We start from the raw sequence: 21478 nt of genomic DNA on the forward strand, positions 1-21478 counted from the left end.
TCAGCGCGCCTGATCAGCGCGCGCGGCGCGCGTCGATCACGAGGTCGGCCGGCAGCGCGCGGATGCGCACTTCGCGACGGTCCGCTTCCACGGTCTTGCCGTCGAGTCGGATGCGCGCCGATTCGATGCCCGCCAGCCCGAACACGAGGCCGCCACGTGGCAGGCGCAGGTCGCCGCGCTCGACATGCAGCCGCGTGCGCGTACCGTCGCGACGCAGCGAATACGACAGTCGCCCGTAAGGCGTGCGCAGGCCGTCGATCGCGACGCCATCGCCCTCGAGCCATGCATCCGGCACCCCGGCGGCGAGTACGAGCGCGTCGTCGGCCTGGCGTTCCCATGCGAACAGGTCGAGCACTGAGCGGATGAAATCCGACGCGACCCAGCCGTGCGGCATGTCGCCGACGAAGCGTGACTCGCGCGGATGGCGCCCGACCACTTCGGCCCACTGATTCCATTCGGGCGGGCGCCGGCCCTGCATGAAGAACGCGATCGCTTCCTGCGCGCGGTCGCGCCAGCCGAGCCGCACGAAGCTGCCGACGGTGCGCCATTCATAGGGCGTGTAGTCCTTCCATGCATCGCCGTCGCGACGGCGTACGAATTCGCGCCAGTAGCGTTCGAACGTGCCGCGCAGGAGATCGGACGGCAAAGCATCCTGTTCGCCCGCGGGCGCGAGCGCGATCGTCGTCGAGGTCGCGTCGAAGTCGCCGAGTTCGGCGCAGCCGGGCAGGTAGTCGATCGCATGCGCGGCGACCGCTTGCATGATCGAAGCGTGCAGGTCGGCGCGGAATTCGTCACGCGCCTCGGCGATGCGCGTGGCGTCGGCGTCGCGGTGCAGCGCGCCGGCGAGCGTGACTGCCGCCTTGTAGCCGGTGAGCGCCCAGAAGTCGTCCCAGTACGAATGCATCGGCTTGGCCGAATAGCCTTCGTGGCTGATCGAGGCCGGCATGAGACCGTAGTTCGCCGCGTTGGCCGGCGTGCGATGGGCCGCGGTGCGCTCACTCGCGCGCAGCGCGTCCATGTACTTCACCGCGGCGTCGACATGCGGCCATGCGGCCTCGGCGACACCGCGATCACGGGTGTAGCGCCAGACTTCGGCGGCGAGGTGCACGAGTTCGCCATGGCTGTCGTTCTCGGCCACGGGGTCCGAACCGCGCGCGTCGACGCAGCACGGCACCTTGCCGCTATGGAACTGGTACGGCGCGTACCAGTCGAGATAGGCGCGCGCGACGTCGTCGCGACCGAGGCGCAGCAGGGCGTCGGCCATCATCGCGCCGTCACGTATCCACGAGCGCGCGTACGCGCGCGTCCCCGGCAGCAACGCCGCGCCGTCGCGGCTGACGAGGATGTGCGCGAGCGCGGTGCGCAGCGTATCGGCGCGCGGCTGCGCCGATCCGGGGACGCGCAAGGCGACGCGGTCGAGCACGCCGTGCCACTGCGCGGCGATGCGCGCGCGCTCGGCGGCGAGGGCCGCGTCGTTGCCGATGCCGTCGAGTGGCGCAGTGGCGCCCGGGTCGAGCGGCACCGCGAGCGCGATGGTGCGACTCGCGCCGGGCGCGAGCTCGAGCGGGTAGAGCAGGGCGCCGGAGGCCAGCCGCGTCGGGTCCTCGGCGGTCGGGGCGAGTGGCGTGGATGCGCGGACCGCAAGGCGCTCTGCGATCATGCCGGCGTCGAAGGCGCTCGCGACGAAGCGTTCCGGCGCGTCGCGCGTGTATGCGCGCGCCCGGCCGTCGACGACGACGGCGCGATCCGCATAGCCGAGCGTACCGATCGGGCTCACACCGCCCGGCGTGTTGAGGAATTGCACCGACGGGTTCACCTGGAACGGCTGCAACGCCAGCGCGAGCGTCAATGCACGCGGCTCGGTGCCGGTGTTGCGCACGACGTAGGTCGCGACGAGGCGCGAATCGCCCGCTACACCCGCCGCGAACACCCCGATGTCGAGTTCGACGCCGTCCATCCGCCAGTGGACGCGCGGCATCGGCAGGTAGCGGTCCTCGAGCGCATGCGTGATCGTCGCATCCGCCCATGTCGTCAGGTGGCCCTGCCCGTCGAGCAGGAACGGCTCGATCGAGAAGCCGCCGCGCGCGACTTCGAGGGCGCCGTCTTCCGACAGCAGGCCGGTCTCGTGGCCGCCGTCGGTGCCCACCACGGTCCAGTAGGTCTGTTCGCCGAGGATGCCGCGCGGATAGAGGCCGCGTCGTGCGCGCTGAGCGAGTGCGCCGAAGAACGCGTTCGTCGACGCGCCGAACGCGAGTGGTTCGACCTCGATCGAGGCGAGCCCATAGCTCGCCGCCGGACCCTCGTGCATCGCTAAGCGGACGTAGCGCGCTTCGGACTCCGGCAGGGCGAGCGGATCGATGCCGCCGTTGCCGGCTTCGACGTGGCGCACGTCGCGCCAGTGGCGACCATCGTCCGACAGTGCGACGTCGTAGCGGCTCGCCGGCGCGTCATCGATCCAGTGCAGCACGAGGCCACCGAATTCGCGCCGCACGCCGAGGTCGAGCGTGAACACCTGCTCCGGGCCCTGGCGAGGATCGCTGCGCCATGCGCTGTGCGCGTCGCCGTCGAGCGCGAGCGGAGCGTCGTACCCGGATGAGGAAGCGCGCGCGCGAGGCGGCGGCCACGTCGCCGGTACGGCGGGCAGCGCCTCGAATGCGGGTCGGTCGAAGCAGGCTTCGCCCTTGCCACCGGTGCCTGCGTAGATCGTGAATTCGATGAACTCGCTGTGCCGGAGCACCTTGTCGGCGGCCGGTCCCCAGGCGAAGTCGATCTGGCGCTTCTTCAGGCGCAGCGCCCGCGGTTCGCGCGCGAAGGCGAAATCCGGGCGATTGACCCACCAGACGTTGTCGCCGCTCGCGTCGGCGAGCTTGAACTGCAACGCATTGCCGGGTGCATCGCCGCGCACGCGGAACGAGAACGCGTAGTTGTCCGGGTAGTCGATCGGCAGGCGCCGGCGCATCGAGGCGAAGCCCGAGACGCCGTTGAAGTCGAACGCAAGGCAAAGTGCGTCGCTTTCGGCGCGCAGCGAGGCGTCGACCTGGTCGGAGCCCGTGGCGGTCCATGCCGCGGGGTCGGCGAATGCGTTCGCGAACGCCGACGTGGCCGCGTCGGCATCCGCAGCGGCCGCAGCCGCGAGTCCGCAGGCGAACGACAGCGCGCGCCGCATCATCCCTTGACGCTGCCGAGCAGCAGCCCCTCGATGTAATGGCGCTGCAGTACGAAGAACAGCGCGAGTACGGGCAAGAGCGTGACGACCGAGCCGGCCATCATGAGTTCGTTGTCCTGCACGTGTTCCCGCGACAATGCGGCGAGGGCGACCGGCGCGGTCTGCCAGGCCTGGTCGCTGAGCACGATCAGGGGCCACATGAAATCGTTCCAGCTCGCGAGGAACGTGAAGATCGCCAGCGTCACGACGATGGGCTTCAGCAGTGGCAGCACGATCGACGCGAAGATGCGCAGCTCGCCCGCGCCGTCGATGCGCGCGGCTTCGATGAGGTCGTCGGGGATCGAGCGCGCGTATTGGCGCACGAGGTAGATGCCGAACACGCTCGCCAGCGCCGGCACGACCACGCCGCCGTAGCTGTTGACGAGGCCGAGCCATTTCATCAGCAGGAACAGCGGGATCATGCCGACCTGCGCCGGGATCAGCAGCGCGCCGAGCAACGCCTGGAACACGCGTTCGCGGCCGGCGAAGCGCAACTTGGCGAACGCGTAGCCGGCGGCGAGGTTGAACGCGAGCGAGACCAGGGTCGTCAGCGTCGCCACGATCGCGCTGTTGAACAGGTAGCGCCCCATGCCGGCGCGCTCGAACAGCTCGTGGTAGTTGGCGAGCGTGGGCCTGGAGGGCAGCAGCGGCGGCGGATACGTGCTCGCCTCGCCGTGTTGCATGAACGACACCGAGAGCATCCACAGCAACGGGAACAGTGCGACCACGGCGAGGCCGACGAGGGCGCCGTTGACGGCGAGCATTGGCCAACGCCGGTTCAAGCAACGTCCCCACGCCGGCCCATGCGCACGAGCACGCGCGTGACGGCGAGGATCAGCGCGAACAGCAGGAACGCGATCGCGGTCGCGCGCCCGAGGCTCCACCATTTGAAGCCTTCCTCGTACATGTAGTAGAGCACGCTGACCGTGCTCTGCAACGGATCGCCACGGGTCATCACGTACGGTTCGGCGAACAGCTGGAAATAGCCCGCGACCGTGATGATCGCGACGAGCAGCAGCGCCGGGCGCAGCAACGGCAGGGTGACGTGGCGGAACTGCTGCAGCGCGTTCGCGCCGTCGATGCGCGCGGCTTCGCGCAGTTCCGCGGGCACGGTCTGCAGCGCGGCGAGCAGTATCACCATGTTGTAGCCGAAGTTCTTCCACACCGCGAACAGGATGATCGCGGGCATCGACCAGTGCGGGTCGCCCAGCCAGTCGATCGGCGCGATGCCCGCCTTCGCGAGCAGGTAGTTGATGAGGCCGTAGCGCGTGTGCAGCAGGTAGCGCCAGATCACCGCGACCGCGACCACGGTGGTCACCACCGGTGCGAACAGCGCGGTGCGGAACACGCCTTTCCAGCGCGCGACGCGCGCGTCGAGCAGGAGCGCGGCGCCGAGCGAGGCGGCGATCGACAACGGTACGCCGACGCCGACGAAATAGAACGTGTTGACGAGCGCCTTCCAGAACAGCGGCGCACGCAGCACGTCGGAGTAGTTGCCGAGGCCGACGAAGCGCAGGGTATGGAGGTCGGCGAGCGCGTAGAGATCGAAGTCGGTCAGGCTCAGCACGAACGCGGCGAGCACCGGCACGAAGAAAAACAGCCCGATCACGAGGAGCGCGGGCAGGGTGAACAGCCAGGCGGCGCGGCGTTCGTTCACGGCGCGGCCTGGCGTCGTTCGACCATCCAGCGCCGTTTGGCGAGGATCGCGTCGACGCGCGCGTCGAGGCCGGCGAGGCTCCGTTCGATCGGCTCGCCGCCGCGTACGGTGCGCTCGGCCGCATAGCGGACTTCCTGTGCGATGCGCTCCCACTCCGGGATCTTCGGTGCCGCGACGACGCGCTCGAGCTGGTCGCGGAACGCTTTCGCATACCGGTCGCTCGCGAGCGCCGTACCTTGCCAGGCGCTGCGCCGAGGCGGCAGGTCGCCACAGAGCTCGTGCAGGCGTTGCTGCTGCTCGGGGCGCGAGAGGACCTCGATGAGCTGCCAGACCTCGTCCTTGTGGCGCGAGGCGTGGAACATCACGAGGCTGCTGCCGCCGCCGATCGCGGCGCCCGGGCCGTCGGGGCCGGGCAACGGCGCGGTCATCCAGTCGTCCTGCACGCTCGCGGGCAGGCGGCGCCTGAACTCGCCGACGTTCCATGGGCCGGTCACGTAGAATGCGTAGAAACCGTTCGCGAACTCGTCCCAGACGTTGGAGATCTGTGTATCGCTCATCGGTGGCGCCCAGCCGTTGCGATACATGTCGACGTAGTAGCCGAACGCGCGACGGAAGCCCGGGCTTTCGAAGTTGCCGCGCGTGGCGTCGTCGCGCAGCAGGGGATCGGCCTGCTGTACGCCGAGGTTGACGAGGAGTTCGAACTCGTTGAGGGGCAGCAGGATCGAATAGTCACCCGGTTTCGCTTGCTCCTTCACCGCGGCGAGCTGGCGCGACCACTCGGCCCAGTCGCGCGGCGGCGCGTCGAAGCCCGCCGCGCCGAGCAGGTCGGTGCGGTAGAACACGAGGCGGGTGTCGACGTACCATGGCACGCCGTAGAGGCGGCCGTCCATGACGTTGGTGTCCCAGATGCCCTCGAAGTAGTCGATGCCGTCGATCACCGGCGATGCATCGATGCGTGCCTGCAGCGGCTCGAGCGCGCCGAGCGTCGCGAGTTCGGGCAACCAGGTGTTGCCGAGCTGGCCGACGTCGGGCAGGGCATCGCCGGCGAAGGCGGTGAGCAGCTTCTCGTGCGCCGCGGTCAGCGGCAGCGCTTGCACCTCGACGTGCACGCCCGGGTGCAGGCGCTCGAACTCGGCGAGCAGTACCGGCACGACTTCGGCCTCGCGACCTATGGCCCAGAAGCGCAATGTCACCCGCTCGGCGCGCGCGCCGCCGCCGGCGCCGCGCGCGCGCGGCAACACGAGCGACGCGAGGCGGGCGAACGCGTTCATTCCTTCACGCTGGCCTTGCCCTGCGGCGAGTCCTGCGCGAGCCAGCCGCCGACGAAGCCCGCCCGCTCGAGGCCACGCCGGATATGCGGGTTCTTCCGCATCACGTTCCAGACGAGTCCGCTGCGGTAGTGTTCGATCATCGCCACGATCGGGCCCTGGTCGATGCCGATGTAGAGAGTGTCCACCCAGCCGACGCCGGGTACCACGCGGCCGGTGCGAAGCGGCCGGTCGGTGTAGTCGAAGCTCGGGTTGAACGCGTCGATGAAGCCGTAGCGCGTGTAGAGCGCGCCGTCGTAGCGCTCGCGCATCTCGCGGATCGCGGGAATCACGATCTCCGGCGCGAACGCGATCGACGATGTCGCCGCGGTCGGCGCGATCGTGCCGTCGTCGATCGTGCCGAACAGGCCCGCGCCGCGCGCGATGTAGCCGTAGAACGGCTTGGGGTCGTTCGCGTAGCGGTCGATCTCGCCGATACGGATGTCCTTGCGCGGTCCGTTGCAGGCGGTGAGGCCCCACAGGTCCTTGCCGTAGTCCTTCCATTGCAGCGGATTGTGGATCGCGTACTCGCGCTGGGCGAGCGTCGCGCGCTTGCTGTTCTCGAAGTAGTCGAGGTCGCGCGCGCGCATGTACTCGTCGCGGATGCCGCGGAAGTCGATCCAGACATGGCTGTACTGGTGGCCGAACAGCGGCGCGAAGCCGAGGTGCTGCTGGCCCTGGAACGTGCCCCAGGTATGGTCGTAGGTGGACGTCCATTCGCCCCATGCGGCCGGATCGACCGCATGCGTGGGCGAACCGAGCGCGAGCACGTACAGCAGCATCGCCTCGTTGTAACCGTGCCAGTCGGCGTGGATGAAGCCGGCTTCGGGCGTCCAGCCCATCGCGACCGCGGGGGCGCGCGGCGAAGCCCAGTTCCAGTCGACGCGCGCGTAGATCGCCTCGGCGAGCCGGCGGATCTCGCGCTCGTCGCGCGTATCCCGATCGTAGTAGGACTGCGCGAACAGCACGCCGCCGAGCAGCAGCGTAGTGTCGATCGTCGACAGCTCGACCCATTTCGCCGCGTGGTAGCGGCGCCCGCTCTGCATGTCGAGGAAGTGGTAGTAGAAGCCCTTGTAGCCGGTCGCGTCCGGCTGCTCGCCCTGCGGCGCGTCGTGGAAGAAGCGCAGGGTCGCGAGCGTGCGCTTCACGGCTTGGCCGCGCTTCATCCAGCCGCGCTCGACGCCGATGCCGTACGCGGTGAGGCCGAAGCCGATCGACGCGATCGACGAGAAGTAGTCGCCGCTGTGGTCGTCGGGCCAGTGGTCGGGAATCTGGCCGTTGGCGGTGTTGGCGCTGTCCTTGAAGAACGCGAAGGTGCGCTGCTCGACGTCCGCGATCAGGTCGCGGTCGTCGCGTGAGAGATCGGCATACGTCCCCGCCGAGGCGCCATGCGCGGTGGGGACTTTCGCACCCGACGAGAACGCGAGTGCGATGAACACGAGGATGCGGCTGATCGTCGTCAATTGGACTCCCATCGGGGAAGGAGGGCCGCCGCGAAGGGCGGCGGCCCCGTTGTTCAGAAACTGACCCTTCCCGATACCTTGATCGTGCGCGTGGGGAACTCCACGCCGAGGCCGTTGACCGTGCCGAAGTTCGGGTTCGTGTCGGTGGGTCCGCCGCGCCAGGTATCGTAGTCGGTCCAGTTGCGCGCGTTGAGCACGTTCAGTACATCGACGCGCAAGTGGAGGACCACTTTGTCGTCGAGGTTCCATTCCTTGGATGCCGCAAGGTCGAGTTGCTTGAACCCGACCGTCTTGTCCGGGGTGAACGGATCGAAATAGCAGTGGTCGAAGTCGGGCGTGTCATGGCAGTTCGTCGCGTCGAGTGTTTCCGGGCTCGCGACCGTCGCCTTCGCCGAGTAAGTCACTCCCCAGGGGCCGTCGAGAATGCCGGTCATGACGAGGCGGTGACGGGCGACGCCGACCGAGCGGTGCCAGCCGACCTGGTCGACGTTGGGATAGTCGAACACGTAGTGCTCGTCACCATCGCCGGCGTTCGGCCGGTTTTCGCGCGCATCGCTGAAGGTGTAGGCGAATGTCACGCCCCAGCCCGAGTCGCGTGGGTAAGGCTTTTCGAGCGACAGCAGCAGCGAGTTCAGGCGCGTCTCGATGCCGTTGTCGGCGAGGATCAGGCGGCCGTAGCCCGGGACGCCGTAGTCCCAGGGCTGACTGCCCCAGGTCGCTCCCGGAATGCCGCGGAAGCCGCCGTCCGGATAGCGGTTGCCGAGCGTGAACACGATGCCGTCGTGGCTTTCGATGTGCACGATCGTCGCCGACGACCTCCAGTCCCCGAAGGCGTTGCGCATGCCGATGCTGAACTGGTCGGAATACGGCGTCTTCAGGTTGTTGTTGATCAGGTTGAGTTCGCCGCCGAGATTCGGGTTGGCGGCCACGAGCGCGGCGAGGTTGGCGGGGTCGAAATAGGAAGGGTTCCAATCCAGGCACGTTCCATTGCCGACCTCGCACGGGTGGTCATGCGTATTGAAGTCGAAACCGTAGCTCGGGAATATCGCGCTCGATTGCTCGAGTGCGAGGTAGTCGAACAGGTTGCGGTCGTACGCGCGCCCGGCGCCGCCGAAGATCACGTGCTGTTCGTCGCCGTCGAGATCGTAGGAGAACCCGAGACGCGGTTGCCAGGCGTCCTTGAACGCGTCGCGGTTGTGCCCATTGCTGATGTAATCGTCGATGTTGTAATCCGTGCGCTGGATGTTCTGCCAGCCATGCAGGGCGGCGACGAGCGGTGCCGGGGTCACGTAGTCGAGGTAGCTCGGCGTTTCCTCGTAGTCCCAGCGCAACCCGAGGTTCAATTGCAGCTTTTCGGTGACGTCCCAGTCGTCCTGCAGATAGAGGCCGAACTGCCGATTGCCCGACTTGACGTTGAGGTCCCCGGCGCCCGGAACGAGCTGGCCGAATTCGACGCGGATCGGAACCGTGAGGCTTTCCTGGATGTCGTAGAAGTATTGCGGGTTGTACGGCTCCTGCTCGAACGAATTGACGTCGATCTTCTTGTACTTGATGCCCGCCTTCATCACGTGCGAGCCGGCGAACGTGAAGCCGGTGTAGGTGAAGTCGTCCTGGAACGAATAGCCGCTTTGTCCCTTGTCCTGGAAATCCGGGCCGCCGCCCGTATTGAGGATCGTCCTCCGGTCAGGAGTGATCAAACGATAGCCGGGTGCGTTGTTGATCGCTTTTGGGTTCCACGACTGGTCCTCGTAGGTGAGATGGGCGTCGTTGAGCCAGGTGTCGGCGTTGAATTGATAGCGAAGGTCGACGCGCGTCTCGTCGTTGGTCTTCCGGCTGCCGAAGGAAGCCGTATTGGGCCCATCTCCGACGCCGCCGATGTCCGTTTCCTTGCGATACTTGCCTGTGAGTTCGAAAAGATGCTGGGTGCCGGGCGTCCAGGTCAGCTTGCCGAAATAAAGGTCCTCGTTGAACGGCGCATTCGTCGTGCCGACCTGGCTCGCGAGATCGGGAGGCAAGGCACTGATCGGCACGTTCTCCCCGATCTTGACTTCTTTCGGCGCGAGGATGTCCTTCGCCTCGTACGCCACGAAGAAGTGCAGCAGGTCCTGCACGATCGGGCCGCCGAAACTCGCGCCGTACTGCTTGTCGATCGTGGGCGTCTTCTTGTGGTCGCGCTGTTCGGATGGCGTGGCGGAGCGCAGATCCTGGTCGCTGTAGTCCATGAAGACATCGCCATGGAACTCGTTGGTGCCTGATTTGGTCACCGCGGTTATCGCGGCGCTGCTGATCTGGTCGAACTCCGCCTTGTAGTTCGACGAGATCACCTTGTATTCGGCGATCGCCGATTGCGGAAACGGATTGCCGCGCGTCGAATCCTGGCCGCTGACGCCGCCTTTTAGCACGTAGTTCTTTTGCCCGACGCCGTCGATGTAGACGTTCACGCCGTTGGAGTTCTGCGCGCCGCTCTTGAGTTGGGTCGAGCCATCGCTCTTGGTGACGAACTGGACACCCGGGACGATGTCGGCGAAGGCGAGGAAGTTGCGCGAGTTCTGCGGCAACGCCTCGATTTGCCTGGTCGATATGTTGGTGCCGATTTCCGAGGTCTTCACCTCCACCAGCGATGGCGCCGTCACCGTCACACCTTCGAGTACGGTCGCTTGCGGCGCCACCCCTGCCTCGGGGGCGAGGTCGAGCGTCGCCGTGGATGAAACCGTCAGGGTCGCCGTTCTTTCGGTGCCGGGCCCGGCATCGACGCGATAGGTGCCGGGCGGCAGGCCGAGCAGCGAATAGTTGCCATCGGCGGTGGCCTTGGTATGGCGCGTCGTTCCGGTCGCAACGTTCGTCGCGGTGATCTCGCTGTTCGCCGGCGCCTTGCCGCGCAGGTTCGCGTCGGCGGTCTGCGCCCACGCGAGCGTGGGCAACGCGCTCGCGGCGACGACGGTGCTCGCGATCATCGTCGCGAGCAACTTCCTCTTCAGCATCGATGTACGCATGGCTCTCTCCCCGGCACGCTGGCGATGATGGTTCGGTGGCTAGGATCGGGCGGCCCCGCAGGAGGCGCGCACGACGATTTCGCAGGGCAATACTTCGCTTCGCGCCGGGAACGCTCCCGGCGTTTCCAACTCGGCAATGAGGCGCGTGAACGCGGCGCGGCCGAGGTCGGCGACGCGCACGCGCACGGTGGTGAGCTGCGGCGTCACGTAGCGCGCGATCGGCACGTCGTCGAAACCCGCCAGCGCGATGTCGTCGGGGACGCGCAGCCCGCTTTCGGCGAGCGCGATGAGGCAGCCGACCGCCATCATGTCGTTGGCGGCGAACAGCGCGTCGGGCCGTTGCGCGAGCCCGGCGACATGCTTGCCGGCCGCATGGCCGGATTCCTCGGAGAAATCCCCCTCGAGCAGCAGCGCATCGCGCGCGAGCGACGCCTCTTCGAGCGCGTCGAGCCAGCCGCGGCGCCGTTCGTCGGCGTCGAGGTTGCCGACGGGGCCCGCGATCATCGCGATGCGCCGGTGGCCGCGGCCGAGCAGGTGGCGCGTCATCGCGGCGGCGCCGCCATGGTTGTCAAGGTTGAGCGTCGGGAAGCGCGAATGCTCGTGCGGTGCGTTCATGAGCACTGCCGGCAACGCCTCCGGCAAGCTCTCGTGCAGGAACGAGGCGTCGACGTGCGGCGACATCACGAGCAGGCCGTCGACGCGGCCCTGCATCGAGCGGATCGCCGCGGTCGCCTCGTCGGCATCGCCGTGCGAACTCGACACGAGCAGGTGCAGGCCTTGCGCCCGTGCGGCGACGTCGATGCCGCGGATGAGTTCGGAGAAGAACTCGCCATGGAGATCCGGCAGCACCGCGCCGATCGTGCGCGTGCGCCGGGTGATGAGACTGCGCGCCGCGTCGTTCGGGCGATAGCGCAGCTTGGCCGCTACGTCGAGGATGCGATGCCGGGTCTGGTCGGTGACGTTGTCGCGCCCGTTGAGGGCGCGCGACACCGCTGCCACGGACACGCCTGCTGCCTTCGCGACGTCCTTGATGGTTACGGCCATGTATGCGTCGGGTGATGTAAACGTTTACATCATGCGAGCGCTTAACGGAATTGTCATGCTGCGTCACAGCAGCACAGCCGGACGCCACACGCCGCACCGCGTCGGCGTCGGCGGCGTCAGAACAAGCCGCGGACGCCGATCGAGACGTTGCGCCCAGGCAACGGCGCGGCATCCTTGATCAGCGACGTCGAGAGGCGTGCGGTCTGGTTCGCGAGATTGTTGCCGTCGAGGAACACTTCCCAGCTGCTGCGGTCATCGGCGAAGAAGCTGAAGGCGACATGCGCGTTGACGAGCGTGAAGCCGTCCGTCGAGGTTTCGAAGACCGCCGTATCGTCCTGCGCGAAGTAGCGCGTCGCGCCGACGCTCGTGCGCCAGCGGTCGTTGCGCCATGACAACTCGCTGCCGACGCGAGCGGCCGGGATGCGCGGCAGATTGCCGCCGTTTTCCAGTGTCGCGCGCACGGTGTCGCCCCAGACGCGCAGGTCGTAATCGCCGCTCGCGTTCTTGGCCAGATGGACGGTCGCTTCGGCTTCGCCGCCACGGAAACGCGCGTTCGCCTGCGACCAGTCGCGCACGGGCAGGTCGTCCTCGACGAGGCCGGTGTCGGCGAGATAGATGAAGTCGTCGTAGCGATTCGCATAGACGGCGACTTTCGCCTCGACGCGCTCACCGTGCCAGTGCAGGCCGAGTTCGGCCTGGTTCGCGGTTTCCACGTGCAGCGTGGGGTTGCCGACCTCGAATGTCGCGGAGGCGTCGTGTGGACCATTCGCGAACAGTTCCTCCTCGGCCGGCGCGCGCTGTGCGCGATCGAGATTGAAGCTGAGATGCCAGGCATCGTCGATGCGCCAGGCGAACCCTGCCGACAGGCTGACCGGATGGAAGTCGCGCTCGCTGGCGCCCTCCGGCGTGCTGCCCTGGCGATCGACGCGCGCGCCAAGTTCGACGCCGAGTGCACCCAAGTCGCGGCGCTCGGTCATGAACACGCCCAGCCCGCGCGTCGATGTCGGTGGGACGAAGGTTTCGTCGCCGACCGCGGCGAAGTCGCGCCGGAATGCCTGCACGCCGAACGCGCCGGACCAACTCGCGAGTGGAGCATGCGTCAGCAGCAGGCGGCCTTCGTCGGCGTCGTTGCTGAAGGTCGTGCCCGGGACATCACCCTCGAATTCGACGTGCTGGTAGTCGGTGTGGCCGAGGTCGAACTCGAGTTTGTCGATGCCGGTGAACGGCGCGTTGATCGCGCCCTCGAGGTCGTAGCGCGTCTGCGCCATCTGCAGGTGCACGGGCGCCTCGCCGGTTGCGGCATCACCGGGTTCGGCCGGATTGCCGTAGGTGTCGAGATAGCGCGAAACGGAAACGCCGAGATGACCCCAGTCGCCGATGGCCGAGCCGCCGATCGCACCGGCATTCGTGTGCACATAGCTGTTCGGCAGCGTCGCGCCGGGTACGTCGTAGTCGTGGTCGCGCCGGTCGAGGCCGTCCGCGTGCAGCGCGAAGCCGTTGCCACCCGCGTCGACGCGGAACACCTCGGAGCGGCCGTCCGACACGCTGTCGTAACCGACCTGCACGCGGCCGCTGACGCCGTCGGGAGGGATCGCGGTCGGAATGCGGCCGTCGACCACGTTGACGATGCCGCCGATCGCGCCGGAGCCGTAGAGCAGGGTGGCGGGCCCCTTGAGGATCTCGATCTGGTCGGCGAGGAAAGGTTCGACCGTGACCGCGTGGTCCTGGCTCACGTTCGACACGTCTTCCGAACCGAGGCCATTACTGAGCACGGATACGCGAGGACCGTCGAAGCCGCGGATCACCGGCCGGCCGACGCCTTGGCCGAACGAGGTCGACTGCACGCCGGGCACGTTCGATACGGTCTGGCCGATCGTGCCGGCACGGGCGTCGTCGAGTTCCGCGCCGGACAGCACGCTCACCGGTGCGACGACCTGATCCGCCCTCTGCGCACCGGGCAGTGCATTGACGACGACGGTCGGCAGGGTCTCGCGATCGACCTTCGGCTTGGCACCGCCGAGTTCGGCGTCGGGCGGCGTGGCGGCGTCCTTGCCGGTGTCCGCGGCTCCATCCGCGGGGGCGGCGGGTGCAGCGTGCGTGGATGGCGTGGACAGCACCAGGCCGGCACAGATCGCCAGGGCGAGACGGTGGATCGGCATTGCGGAATTTCCTCGGGCGGGCTAGTGAGTATGTTATATAATAACAATATCACACCGGCCTCCGCCGAAAGTCATGCCCGTAGATGAATGGACCATTGAAACTGCCTCTCGCCGCCGCCACGCCTTCGCATACGGCGTTACGATATAGCCTTGCGAGAGGAACTGGATTGGAACGACGCATTGCCACGCGTTTCGCGCGCTACGCCGACCGTTTCGGCGCGACGGCGTCGTTCGTCTGCGCGCTGCACTGCGCTGCGCTGCCGTTGCTGCTCGCGGTGCTGCCGGCGCTGGGGCTCGGCTTTCTCGCCGATCACTCCTTCGAACGCGGCTTCATCGCGTTCGCGAGCGCGCTCGCGCTGGTCTCGCTCGCGTTCGGATTCCGTCGCCACCGGCGCCTGCGCGCGTTCGGGTTTCTCGTTCCCGGCGTCCTGTTGCTGGTCGCTGGCATCGTCATCGACATCGACGGGGCTCCGCTCGTGCATGCGCTGTTCGTCAGCTTGGGCGGCATGCTCGTCGCGCTCTCGCACCTGACCAACCTGCGCCTCGCGCATGGCCACGTGCACGATGCGGCGTGCGGGCATTGAGCGCCGGTGATTGTGTAACCGCCGCCGCGGCGCCTAGCATCGCGACGATGGGACCGTCGCTGTCGTCATGAGCCATTCGCACGATCACGCGCATCACGCGCACGCCGATCACGGCCACGATCGTGACGACGTGCACGCGTCGGCCAGCAAACGCGAGCGGCGATTGCTGATCGCGTTCGCGCTGACCGCCTGCACGCTCGTCGGCGAGGCCGCCGGCGGCTGGCTGTCCGGCTCGCTCGCGTTGCTCGCCGATGCGGGCCACATGCTCGTCGATGCGCTCGCGCTGCTGTTCGCCTGGCTCGGCGCGCGCTTCGCGCAGCGGCCGCCAGACGCACGCCGCAGCTTCGGTTATGCGCGGCTGGAAGTACTGGTGGGATATACCAATGCGCTCGCCCAATTCGTGCTCGTCGCCTGGATCATCGCCGAAGCGGCGGGCCGCCTGCTGCAGCCGACGATGATCCTCTCCGGCACGATGCTCGTCGTCGCGATCGGTGGCCTGCTCGTGAACGCGCTCGTCCTGCGCGTGCTGCACGACCACGACCACGACGACATCAATACCGCGAGTGCGCGCCTGCATGTGCTCGGCGACCTGCTCGGTTCGCTCGGCGCGGTCGCGGCGGCCCTGCTGATCCGCTGGCTTGGGTGGAACTGGGCGGACCCGGCGATCTCGGTGCTGGTGTCCGTCCTCATCCTCGGCAACGCGTGGAAGTTGCTGCGCCGCTCCGGCCACATCCTGCTCGAAGGCGCACCCACCGGATTCGATTCGACCAACGTCGCGACCGTGCTGCAGGAATCAGGCATCGGCATCGTCGACGTACACCACGTGCACCTGTGGGAACTGTCCGGCGGGCGCGCGGTGGCGACCCTGCACGCACGCGTCGAACCGGGGGCCGACACCGACCGCGCCATCGGCACGGCGCAGCGCCTGCTGCGCGAGCGCTTCGGCATCGTCCACGCGACGGTGCAGGTCGAGTCGGCCGATTGCGCCGGCGGTCCCTGCGGCGGCGCCCGGTCCTGATCGAGCGCGGCGGCGGCGCGCTTGCGCCGCGGTCGCGGGCTGCTATCCTGCGCGCCCGCTTACCGAATCGTTACAGGAGTCATCATGGGCAAGGGCGACCGCAAGACCCGCAAGGGCAAGATCGGCATCCGCAGCTACGGCAACGTGCGTCCGCATTCGGCCAAGAAGGCCGCCGGTGTGGCCAAGCCGGCCACCAAGACGGCGAAGCCCGCGGTCAAGAAGGCCGCCGCTCCGGCCAAGAAAGCCCCGGCCAAGAAGGCGGCAGGCTGAATCGAGACCCTGGCGAACGGGGTCTTTACATGGAATTAGCATTCGCAAACGAATGCAGGTATAGTCGGCCGCACTGTGTTTGCTAGGGTCACTGTGAATCGTGGCCTTTGATGCAGCTTGATCCTCAGACGATCCGCTCATCGTTTCGCCTCGCTAGCTCCCGGCAACCCAGTCTCGTCGCGGAATGTTCCGCGCTCGCGATGTTCAACGTGTTTTCAGGAGTTTCAGATGTCGAATCGTCAAACCGGTACCGTCAAGTGGTTCAATGATGCCAAGGGTTTCGGTTTCATTACCCCGGAGAGCGGCCCGGACCTGTTCGTGCATTTCCGCGCGATCATGGGCACCGGTTTCAAGTCGCTGCAAGAAGGCCAGCGCGTGAGCTTCGTCGCCGTGCAGGGCCAGAAGGGCATGCAGGCCGACCAGGTCCAGGTGATCTGATCCCACGCCGGTATCCAGCATGATTTAGAAGGCCCCGGATGGAAACATCCGGGGTCTTTTTTTTTTTTTTGGTGCAGGGTCGGCCTCGGCCCACCATGCGGAACATTCCGCCTCGGTCGGGCGAATGCTCGCGCAACGCTTCTTTCACACTCGCGGGGCGAGCGGAGCCACGCGACAGCGCCGCGAACGTACGAAAGAAGCCTTGCGCAGCCACCCGGGCCGGATTGCGGCCGTGATGCGCCGCGCGCGCGGGCCAAGTCGGCCAAGGTCAACCTTGCGCATGCGCGCGAACGCGCGATCAGCGCGAAGGCCAGCGCACCTCGCCTGCGACGACCGTCGCCGTGTTCCCCCCGACCCAGACCTCCGCGTCTTCGATGTGTATCAGCAGCGAAGCGTCGCGACCCATCTCGCGCCCCTGGCTGACGCGATAGCCGCGGGCGAGTGGACCGTCCGGTTCGCGTTGGGCGATCCATGCGGCGACGAGCCCGTTCGCCGCGCCGGACGCCGGGTCCTCGACGATGCCGACGCCCGCGGGAAATGCGCGCACGACCAGATCGTACGCGTCGCCGCCGCAACGCGCGAACACGCACAAGCCGAGGCTGTCGCTCGCCTGTGCGAGGCGCGCGATCGCCGCGTGATCGGGCTGCCAGCCGCGCACCGCAGCTTCGTCGGCGAATTCGGCGACCCACCAGCGCCGGCCGCCTTCGACGAACGCGGGTGGCAGCGCGCCGGGACGGGTACCGTCGAGCACCGAGCGCAACAGCGGTTCGTCCTCGCCTCTCGCGCGAAGGACGTTGGCCGCGGGCGCGCGCACGAACAGCCGCCGGTTCGAACCCTCTTCTTCGACCCGGATCGGCAGCAGGCCGGCGCCGCATTCCTGCACGAGCCGGCCGTCCACCGCGCGCGCGATGCCGCATTCGAGCACCGCGTGGGCGCTACCCACCGTGGGGTGCCCTGCGAACGGGATTTCCCTGGTGGGAGTGAAGATGCGCAGCCGATAACTCGCGTGCGGCGTCGTCGGCGGCAGCACGAAGGTGGTTTCGACGAGCTCGGTCCACCCGGCGAAGCGCTGCATCTGCGCATCGCTCCAGCCGGCCGCGTCGAGCACGACGCCGAGCGGGTTGCCACCCCCCGGCGTCGCCGGGAACACGTCCAATTGCAGGTAGCGCGAGATCGGCGGCATGCGTCGGCGGCGTTGCGGCAGGGCCGGCGATCATACCGCCGCTACATCCAGTTGCGCCGCTTGAACCAGAGCAGCGGCAGCACGATGCTCAGCGCGATCGCGAGCAGCGCGAGCGGATACGCATGCGGCGCGTGGAGTTCGGGCATGTGGTCGAAGTTCATGCCCCAGATGCCGGCGAGAATCACCGGCGGAATCGACACGACCGAGGCGACGGTGAGGATCTTGATCACGTCGTTCTGGTCGATGTTGATGAACCCGAGCACGGCATCGAGCAGGAACTGCAGCTTGTCGGTGAGCTGCCCGTCGAACTCGCACAATACGTCGAGGTCCTTCTGCGCTGCATGCAGGCGCGCGAGCGCGGGCTTGGGGATCCACGCCGGCGGCGCCTCCCGCAGCGCGAGCACGATGCGCAGGAGGCCCGTCGCGGACAGGCGCATGCGCGTGAGGCGCGCTTCGACGCGGCCGATCTCGGCGAGCATCGCGCGCAGCAGGCTGGTTCGGCGCCGTCCGTCGCCGAAGATGCGCGCCGACAGGCTGCCGCCTTCGGCCGCGACGGCCTCCATGCCGTCGGCGGTGCGTCCAATGATGGACTGGACGAGGACGACGAACGCGTCGGTGCTCGTGCCCGGCACCGACGCGCGCACGCGTTCGGCGGCGAGATCGAACGCGGGCGAGGGCGCATAGCGCAGCGAAACCAGGTGTCGCGGGGTCAGCACGATGCCGACCGGGCTCGGTGCGGCGTCGTCGTCGGCACTGAAATACGGGATGCCCAGGCGGAGCGCGTCGTCGGCGATGCCCACGCGGTTGGAGAGTTCGATGCCGCCGAGGTGCTCGCGGTCGGGCAGGTGCAGGCCGGTGGCGCGCTCGACCCGGGCGCGTTCGCCCACGTCGTCGCCGACGAGGTCGAACCAGGTGCCTTCCCGGCCCGCGGCTTCCGCTGGGGTCGGCGAGGTGGTGGAGACGTGGCAGGTCAGCATGCGGTCGCTTCCACTCGCGCGCTTGTTCGCGGCGGCGCGCGCATCATATATCGTTCACTCCCGTCCGCCGTCGAGCCGCCGCATGCCCATCGCCACCGCCGTCGTCAACGTCGCGATCATCGCCGTCACCTGCGTCGTGTCGTTCATGGCGTTCTCCAACCCGCGGCTGCTCGACCGGCTGATCCTGTGGCCGCCCGCGATCACGCGCGGAAAGGAATACTGGCGGCTCGCGACCTGCGGCCTGATCCACGCCGATCCGCCGCACCTGTTGTTCAACATGATTACGCTGTATTTCTTCGGCGCGCCCATGGAGCGGTTCTACACGCAGCAGACGGGGGCGATCGGTTACCTGCTGTTCTACGTCGGCGGCCTCGTCGTGTCGTCGCTGCCGAGCTGGCAGCAGCATCGCAACGATTCGGGCTATCGCAGCCTCGGCGCGTCCGGTGCCGTTTCGGCGGTGCTGTTCGCGTTCATCCTCTGCCGCCCGTGGACGACGATCTACGTGTTCGTGCTGCCGGTGCCGGCGATCCTGTATGCGGTCGCCTATATCGCTTACACGATCTACATGGATCGCCAGCGCAGCGACAACATCAACCACAGCGCGCACCTGTGGGGCGCCGTATACGGCGTCGTCGCGACGGTGCTGGTGGAACCGCGCCTGCTCGGCGCCTTCTTTGCGCAGCTCCTGCATCCGTCGCTGATGTGAGCAGGCGCTTGCAAGCGGGGATCGGATGCCGACAATCGGCACACGTCCATTGATGGAGCCGGACATGAACTGCAAGGCGGGATGCCGTAGCGGGCGCACTGCGAGCGTGATCGACGCAGGCTGCGGCAGGGGGGCCGGCGCCCGCGCATCCACGCGCCCGGCCGGCATCCCCGCGCCGGACGGCGCGTAACCATGAATCGGCCGCGCACGGCCACACCCGATCGCGACGCCGACGCGCGCGCCGCGACCGCAGCCGCCGGCAGCCTCATCGTTGCGATCTCCTCGCGCGCGCTGTTCGACCTCGGCGACAGCCACGAGCTGTTCGAACGCGAAGGTGTCGACGCGTTCGCGCGCTACCAGATCGCGCGCGAGGACGAGCTGCTCGCGCCCGGCATCGCGTTTCCGCTCGTGCAGAAGTTGCTCCACCTCAATCGCGCCGACCCGGATGTGCCGCGCGTTGAAGTGATCCTGCTGTCGCGCAATTCGGCCGATACCGGCCTGCGCATCTTCAACTCGATCGAGCACTATGGCCTCGACATCGCGCGCGCGGCCTTCACGCGCGGTGCGCCGACGTCACCGTACGTGCACGCGTTCGGCGCTGACCTGTTCCTGTCGGCCAATCCCGACAGCGTGGCGCAGGCGCTGCGCGCCGGCATCGCGGCTGCGACGATCCTGCCCTCGAAGGCGCCGCAGCGCCAGTCGGACCAGTTGCGCATCGCCTTCGACGGCGACGCGGTACTGTTCGGCGACGAGTCGGAGCGGGTGAGCGAAAGCGCCGGCATCGATGCGTTCCATCGCCACGAGACCGAGCGCGCGCTCGAACCGCTGTCGGGCGGCCCGTTCCGCGGGTTCCTCGACGCCTTGCACCGCCTGCAGCAGGCATTCCCGAGCGAGGATTCGCCGATCCGTACCGCGCTGGTCACCGCGCGCTCCGCACCGGCGCACAAGCGCGTGATCCTCACGTTGCGCGATTGGGGCGTACGCATCGATGAAGCACTGTTCCTCGGCGGGCGGGCGAAGGGGCCGTTCCTCGAAGCCTTCGGCGCGGACATCTTTTTCGACGATTCGGTCGCCAACGTCGAGTCCGCGCGACGCCACGTCGCCACCGGGCACGTGCCGCGCCGCGAGCGGTCGGAGCCGTGAGAGCAGCCGCGCTCGACATCCGCGAGGTCGCCGATGGCGGGTTCCAGGCGCGCGAGTTGTTCCGGCGTCACTTCGGCGACGAACCGCCGGCCATCCCGCATCACGTGATCGCGTTCGAACGCGCGGCCGACGGCGCCGCGACGCCCGTCTGCTACGTGCATTTCACGCCGCTCGGCGATCTCCTGCTCGGCGGCGGTGCCTGCGTCGATCGCCGTGCGATGCGGCGCATGACGCCAGTGCTGCGCGAAGCCATCCGCGCCGGCGGCGGGCTTTACCGCATCACGCTCGAATGGGCCGTGCGGCATTTCGCGCCGACGCACAAGGCGATCTTCGGCTACTGCGGCGATGCGCTCGCCGAACGCGTGGATCTTGCGGCGGGGTTCGAGCGCACCGGCCATCGGCACCTGCTCGTGCATTGGACGCGCGAGCTCGACGAGGCGGAGCGCGCCCGACTCGTCGCGCAGGCGCACGCGATCGGCCCGTTCTAGCCCGATACGAGCAGGCGCTCGAGCTCCGCGGGCGAGGACCAATGCGCGCCGCAGACGTAGCGCGGCAGGTTCCAGCGCGGGGACGATCGCTCGACCGGCGCGGGGTCGGTGCCGAAAGCAGCGCGCACGCGATGTTCCGCGCCGTGTCGCGGCAGGTAGTCGCGCACGAGGTAGTCGTTTGATTCGCCGTACGGATAGGCGAACAGCGTCGTGCGATGCGGGGCGAGATGGCGGTCGAGCCAGTCGGCGGCGCGCCGGATCTGCGCGTCCGCGTCCGCAAGGGTGTCGATCGAGCGGAACGTTCCTTTGCGCCCCGCCTGCTGTGCGGTGACGGCCAGGGTGTGGTGGTTGTGATCCCAGCTGTGGCTTTCCAGGGCGATCAGGCCTTCCTCCTGCGCGGGACGCCACCAGGCGTCATCCCACCAGCCGCGGCCCGCGAGGCAGGTGCGGTCGAGCGTCGCGCGTGCCTCCGGCGAGACGATCACGAAGCTCGTCGCGTGCACCGCGGCGCCGGTTTCCGCGGCGAAATCGCGCAGCACGCCGGCGAAACCGCGTTGCGGTCCCCAGGTTGGATGGTCGATGTCGTGCCAGTCGAACCACGAGCCATCGTCGAAACTGAGGGCTATGGCCCGCTCGACCGTGTGCGGTGGTGCTTCGCCGAGCAGCACCTCGACCACCCGGGCGAGCGGAACGATGCGCAGGCCCAGACGCGCGATCAGGCGCAGGTCCGCCGCCAGTGCGACGTGGTCGTTGCTCGCGTAATCGTTTCCGGCGACGTTGTTGGAGTGGTAGGCGAGGACGGGAACGCGCATGGTGGCAACGTGGGTCGGGTGCCCGAGTATG

18 protein-coding genes are annotated in these 21478 nt (G+C 68.0%); 7 read left to right on the forward strand and 11 right to left on the reverse strand.

The genetic code is table 11. The annotated features are described in order from the left end of the window. Window positions 1–13: 13 nt before the first annotated feature. The 8 genes from ACTHK2_RS02465 to ACTHK2_RS02500 all read right to left on the reverse strand — a co-directional run bounded on the left by ACTHK2_RS02465 (window position 14) and on the right by ACTHK2_RS02500 (window position 13828). Complete coding sequence (locus tag ACTHK2_RS02465; protein ID WP_440244165.1) at window positions 14–3166, reverse strand: discoidin domain-containing protein; 3153 nt, start codon at window positions 3164–3166, stop codon at window positions 14–16. Next, on the reverse strand, window positions 3166–3969 hold the full coding sequence (locus tag ACTHK2_RS02470; RefSeq protein ID WP_440244106.1) for a carbohydrate ABC transporter permease: 804 nt from the start codon (window positions 3967–3969) through the stop codon (window positions 3166–3168). The genes ACTHK2_RS02465 and ACTHK2_RS02470 overlap by 1 nt, the downstream gene beginning before the upstream one ends. Before the next feature lie 14 nt (window positions 3970–3983). Beyond that, on the reverse strand, window positions 3984–4862 hold the full coding sequence (locus tag ACTHK2_RS02475) for a carbohydrate ABC transporter permease (protein ID WP_440244107.1): 879 nt from the start codon (window positions 4860–4862) through the stop codon (window positions 3984–3986). Beyond that, window positions 4859–6133, reverse strand: a complete 1275-nt coding sequence (locus ACTHK2_RS02480) for a sugar ABC transporter substrate-binding protein (protein ID WP_440244108.1) — start codon at window positions 6131–6133, stop codon at window positions 4859–4861. Before ACTHK2_RS02480 ends, ACTHK2_RS02475 begins: the two co-directional genes overlap by 4 nt. Then, a complete protein-coding gene (locus ACTHK2_RS02485; RefSeq protein ID WP_440244109.1) occupies window positions 6130–7644 on the reverse strand; it encodes a glucoamylase family protein in 1515 nt (504 codons plus the stop codon). The genes ACTHK2_RS02480 and ACTHK2_RS02485 overlap by 4 nt, the downstream gene beginning before the upstream one ends. A 41-nt stretch (window positions 7645–7685) precedes the next feature. Next, on the reverse strand, window positions 7686–10625 hold the full coding sequence (locus tag ACTHK2_RS02490; RefSeq protein WP_440244110.1) for a TonB-dependent receptor: 2940 nt from the start codon (window positions 10623–10625) through the stop codon (window positions 7686–7688). Between the two features lie 39 nt (window positions 10626–10664). Then, window positions 10665–11669, reverse strand: coding sequence for a LacI family DNA-binding transcriptional regulator (locus tag ACTHK2_RS02495; protein ID WP_440244111.1), 1005 nt, complete (start codon window positions 11667–11669; stop codon window positions 10665–10667). A 116-nt stretch (window positions 11670–11785) separates the two neighbouring features. Then, window positions 11786–13828: a TonB-dependent receptor gene (locus ACTHK2_RS02500; protein ID WP_440244112.1), complete on the reverse strand. Its 2043-nt coding sequence runs from the start codon at window positions 13826–13828 to the stop codon at window positions 11786–11788. A gap of 167 nt (window positions 13829–13995) precedes the next feature. On the opposite strand from ACTHK2_RS02500, the gene ACTHK2_RS02505 reads away from it, so the two are divergent. The 4 genes from ACTHK2_RS02505 (at window position 13996) to ACTHK2_RS02520 (ending at window position 16138) form a co-directional block, all read left to right on the forward strand. Next, window positions 13996–14412 (forward strand): MerC domain-containing protein, encoded by a 417-nt coding sequence (locus ACTHK2_RS02505; RefSeq protein WP_440244113.1) that lies wholly within the window; start codon window positions 13996–13998, stop codon window positions 14410–14412. 67 nt (window positions 14413–14479) lie between these two features. Next, window positions 14480–15430 carry a cation diffusion facilitator family transporter gene (locus ACTHK2_RS02510; RefSeq protein WP_440244114.1) on the forward strand — a complete coding sequence of 317 codons (951 nt, stop codon included), beginning with the start codon at window positions 14480–14482 and terminating at the stop codon, window positions 15428–15430. An 84-nt stretch (window positions 15431–15514) separates the two neighbouring features. Continuing rightward, window positions 15515–15700: a 30S ribosomal protein THX gene (locus ACTHK2_RS02515; RefSeq protein ID WP_440244115.1), complete on the forward strand. Its 186-nt coding sequence runs from the start codon at window positions 15515–15517 to the stop codon at window positions 15698–15700. 228 nt (window positions 15701–15928) lie between these two features. After that, on the forward strand, window positions 15929–16138 hold the full coding sequence (locus ACTHK2_RS02520; RefSeq protein ID WP_131997266.1) for a cold-shock protein: 210 nt from the start codon (window positions 15929–15931) through the stop codon (window positions 16136–16138). 298 nt (window positions 16139–16436) lie between these two features. On the opposite strand, the gene ACTHK2_RS02525 is transcribed toward ACTHK2_RS02520, so the two are convergent. Together ACTHK2_RS02525 and ACTHK2_RS02530 are read right to left on the reverse strand one after the other, a co-directional pair. Next, window positions 16437–17321: a PhzF family phenazine biosynthesis protein gene (locus tag ACTHK2_RS02525; RefSeq protein WP_440244116.1), complete on the reverse strand. Its 885-nt coding sequence runs from the start codon at window positions 17319–17321 to the stop codon at window positions 16437–16439. 41 nt (window positions 17322–17362) lie between these two features. Beyond that, entirely contained in the window at window positions 17363–18298 is a 936-nt protein-coding gene (locus tag ACTHK2_RS02530) for a CorA family divalent cation transporter (RefSeq protein ID WP_440244117.1), read from the reverse strand. An 82-nt stretch (window positions 18299–18380) separates the two neighbouring features. On the opposite strand from ACTHK2_RS02530, the gene ACTHK2_RS02535 reads away from it, so the two are divergent. The 3 genes from ACTHK2_RS02535 (at window position 18381) to ACTHK2_RS02545 (ending at window position 20635) form a co-directional block, all read left to right on the forward strand. Beyond that, entirely contained in the window at window positions 18381–19004 is a 624-nt protein-coding gene (locus ACTHK2_RS02535) for a rhomboid family intramembrane serine protease (RefSeq protein WP_440244118.1), read from the forward strand. Window positions 19005–19196: 192 nt separating this feature from the next. Continuing rightward, complete coding sequence (locus ACTHK2_RS02540) at window positions 19197–20147, forward strand: 5'-nucleotidase (RefSeq protein ID WP_440244119.1); 951 nt, start codon at window positions 19197–19199, stop codon at window positions 20145–20147. Next, complete coding sequence (locus tag ACTHK2_RS02545; RefSeq protein WP_440244120.1) at window positions 20144–20635, forward strand: hypothetical protein; 492 nt, start codon at window positions 20144–20146, stop codon at window positions 20633–20635. Before ACTHK2_RS02540 ends, ACTHK2_RS02545 begins: the two co-directional genes overlap by 4 nt. Here ACTHK2_RS02545 and ACTHK2_RS02550 read toward each other — a convergent pair. Beyond that, the gene (locus tag ACTHK2_RS02550) at window positions 20632–21447 is read right to left on the reverse strand and encodes a polysaccharide deacetylase family protein (protein WP_440244121.1); all 816 of its coding nucleotides are present in this window, start codon (window positions 21445–21447) and stop codon (window positions 20632–20634) included. The genes ACTHK2_RS02545 and ACTHK2_RS02550 overlap by 4 nt on opposite strands. Window positions 21448–21478: the final 31 nt, after the last annotated feature.

This window comes from Dokdonella sp. (genome assembly GCF_051958935.1).
GTDB lineage: Bacteria > Pseudomonadota > Gammaproteobacteria > Xanthomonadales > Rhodanobacteraceae > Dokdonella_A.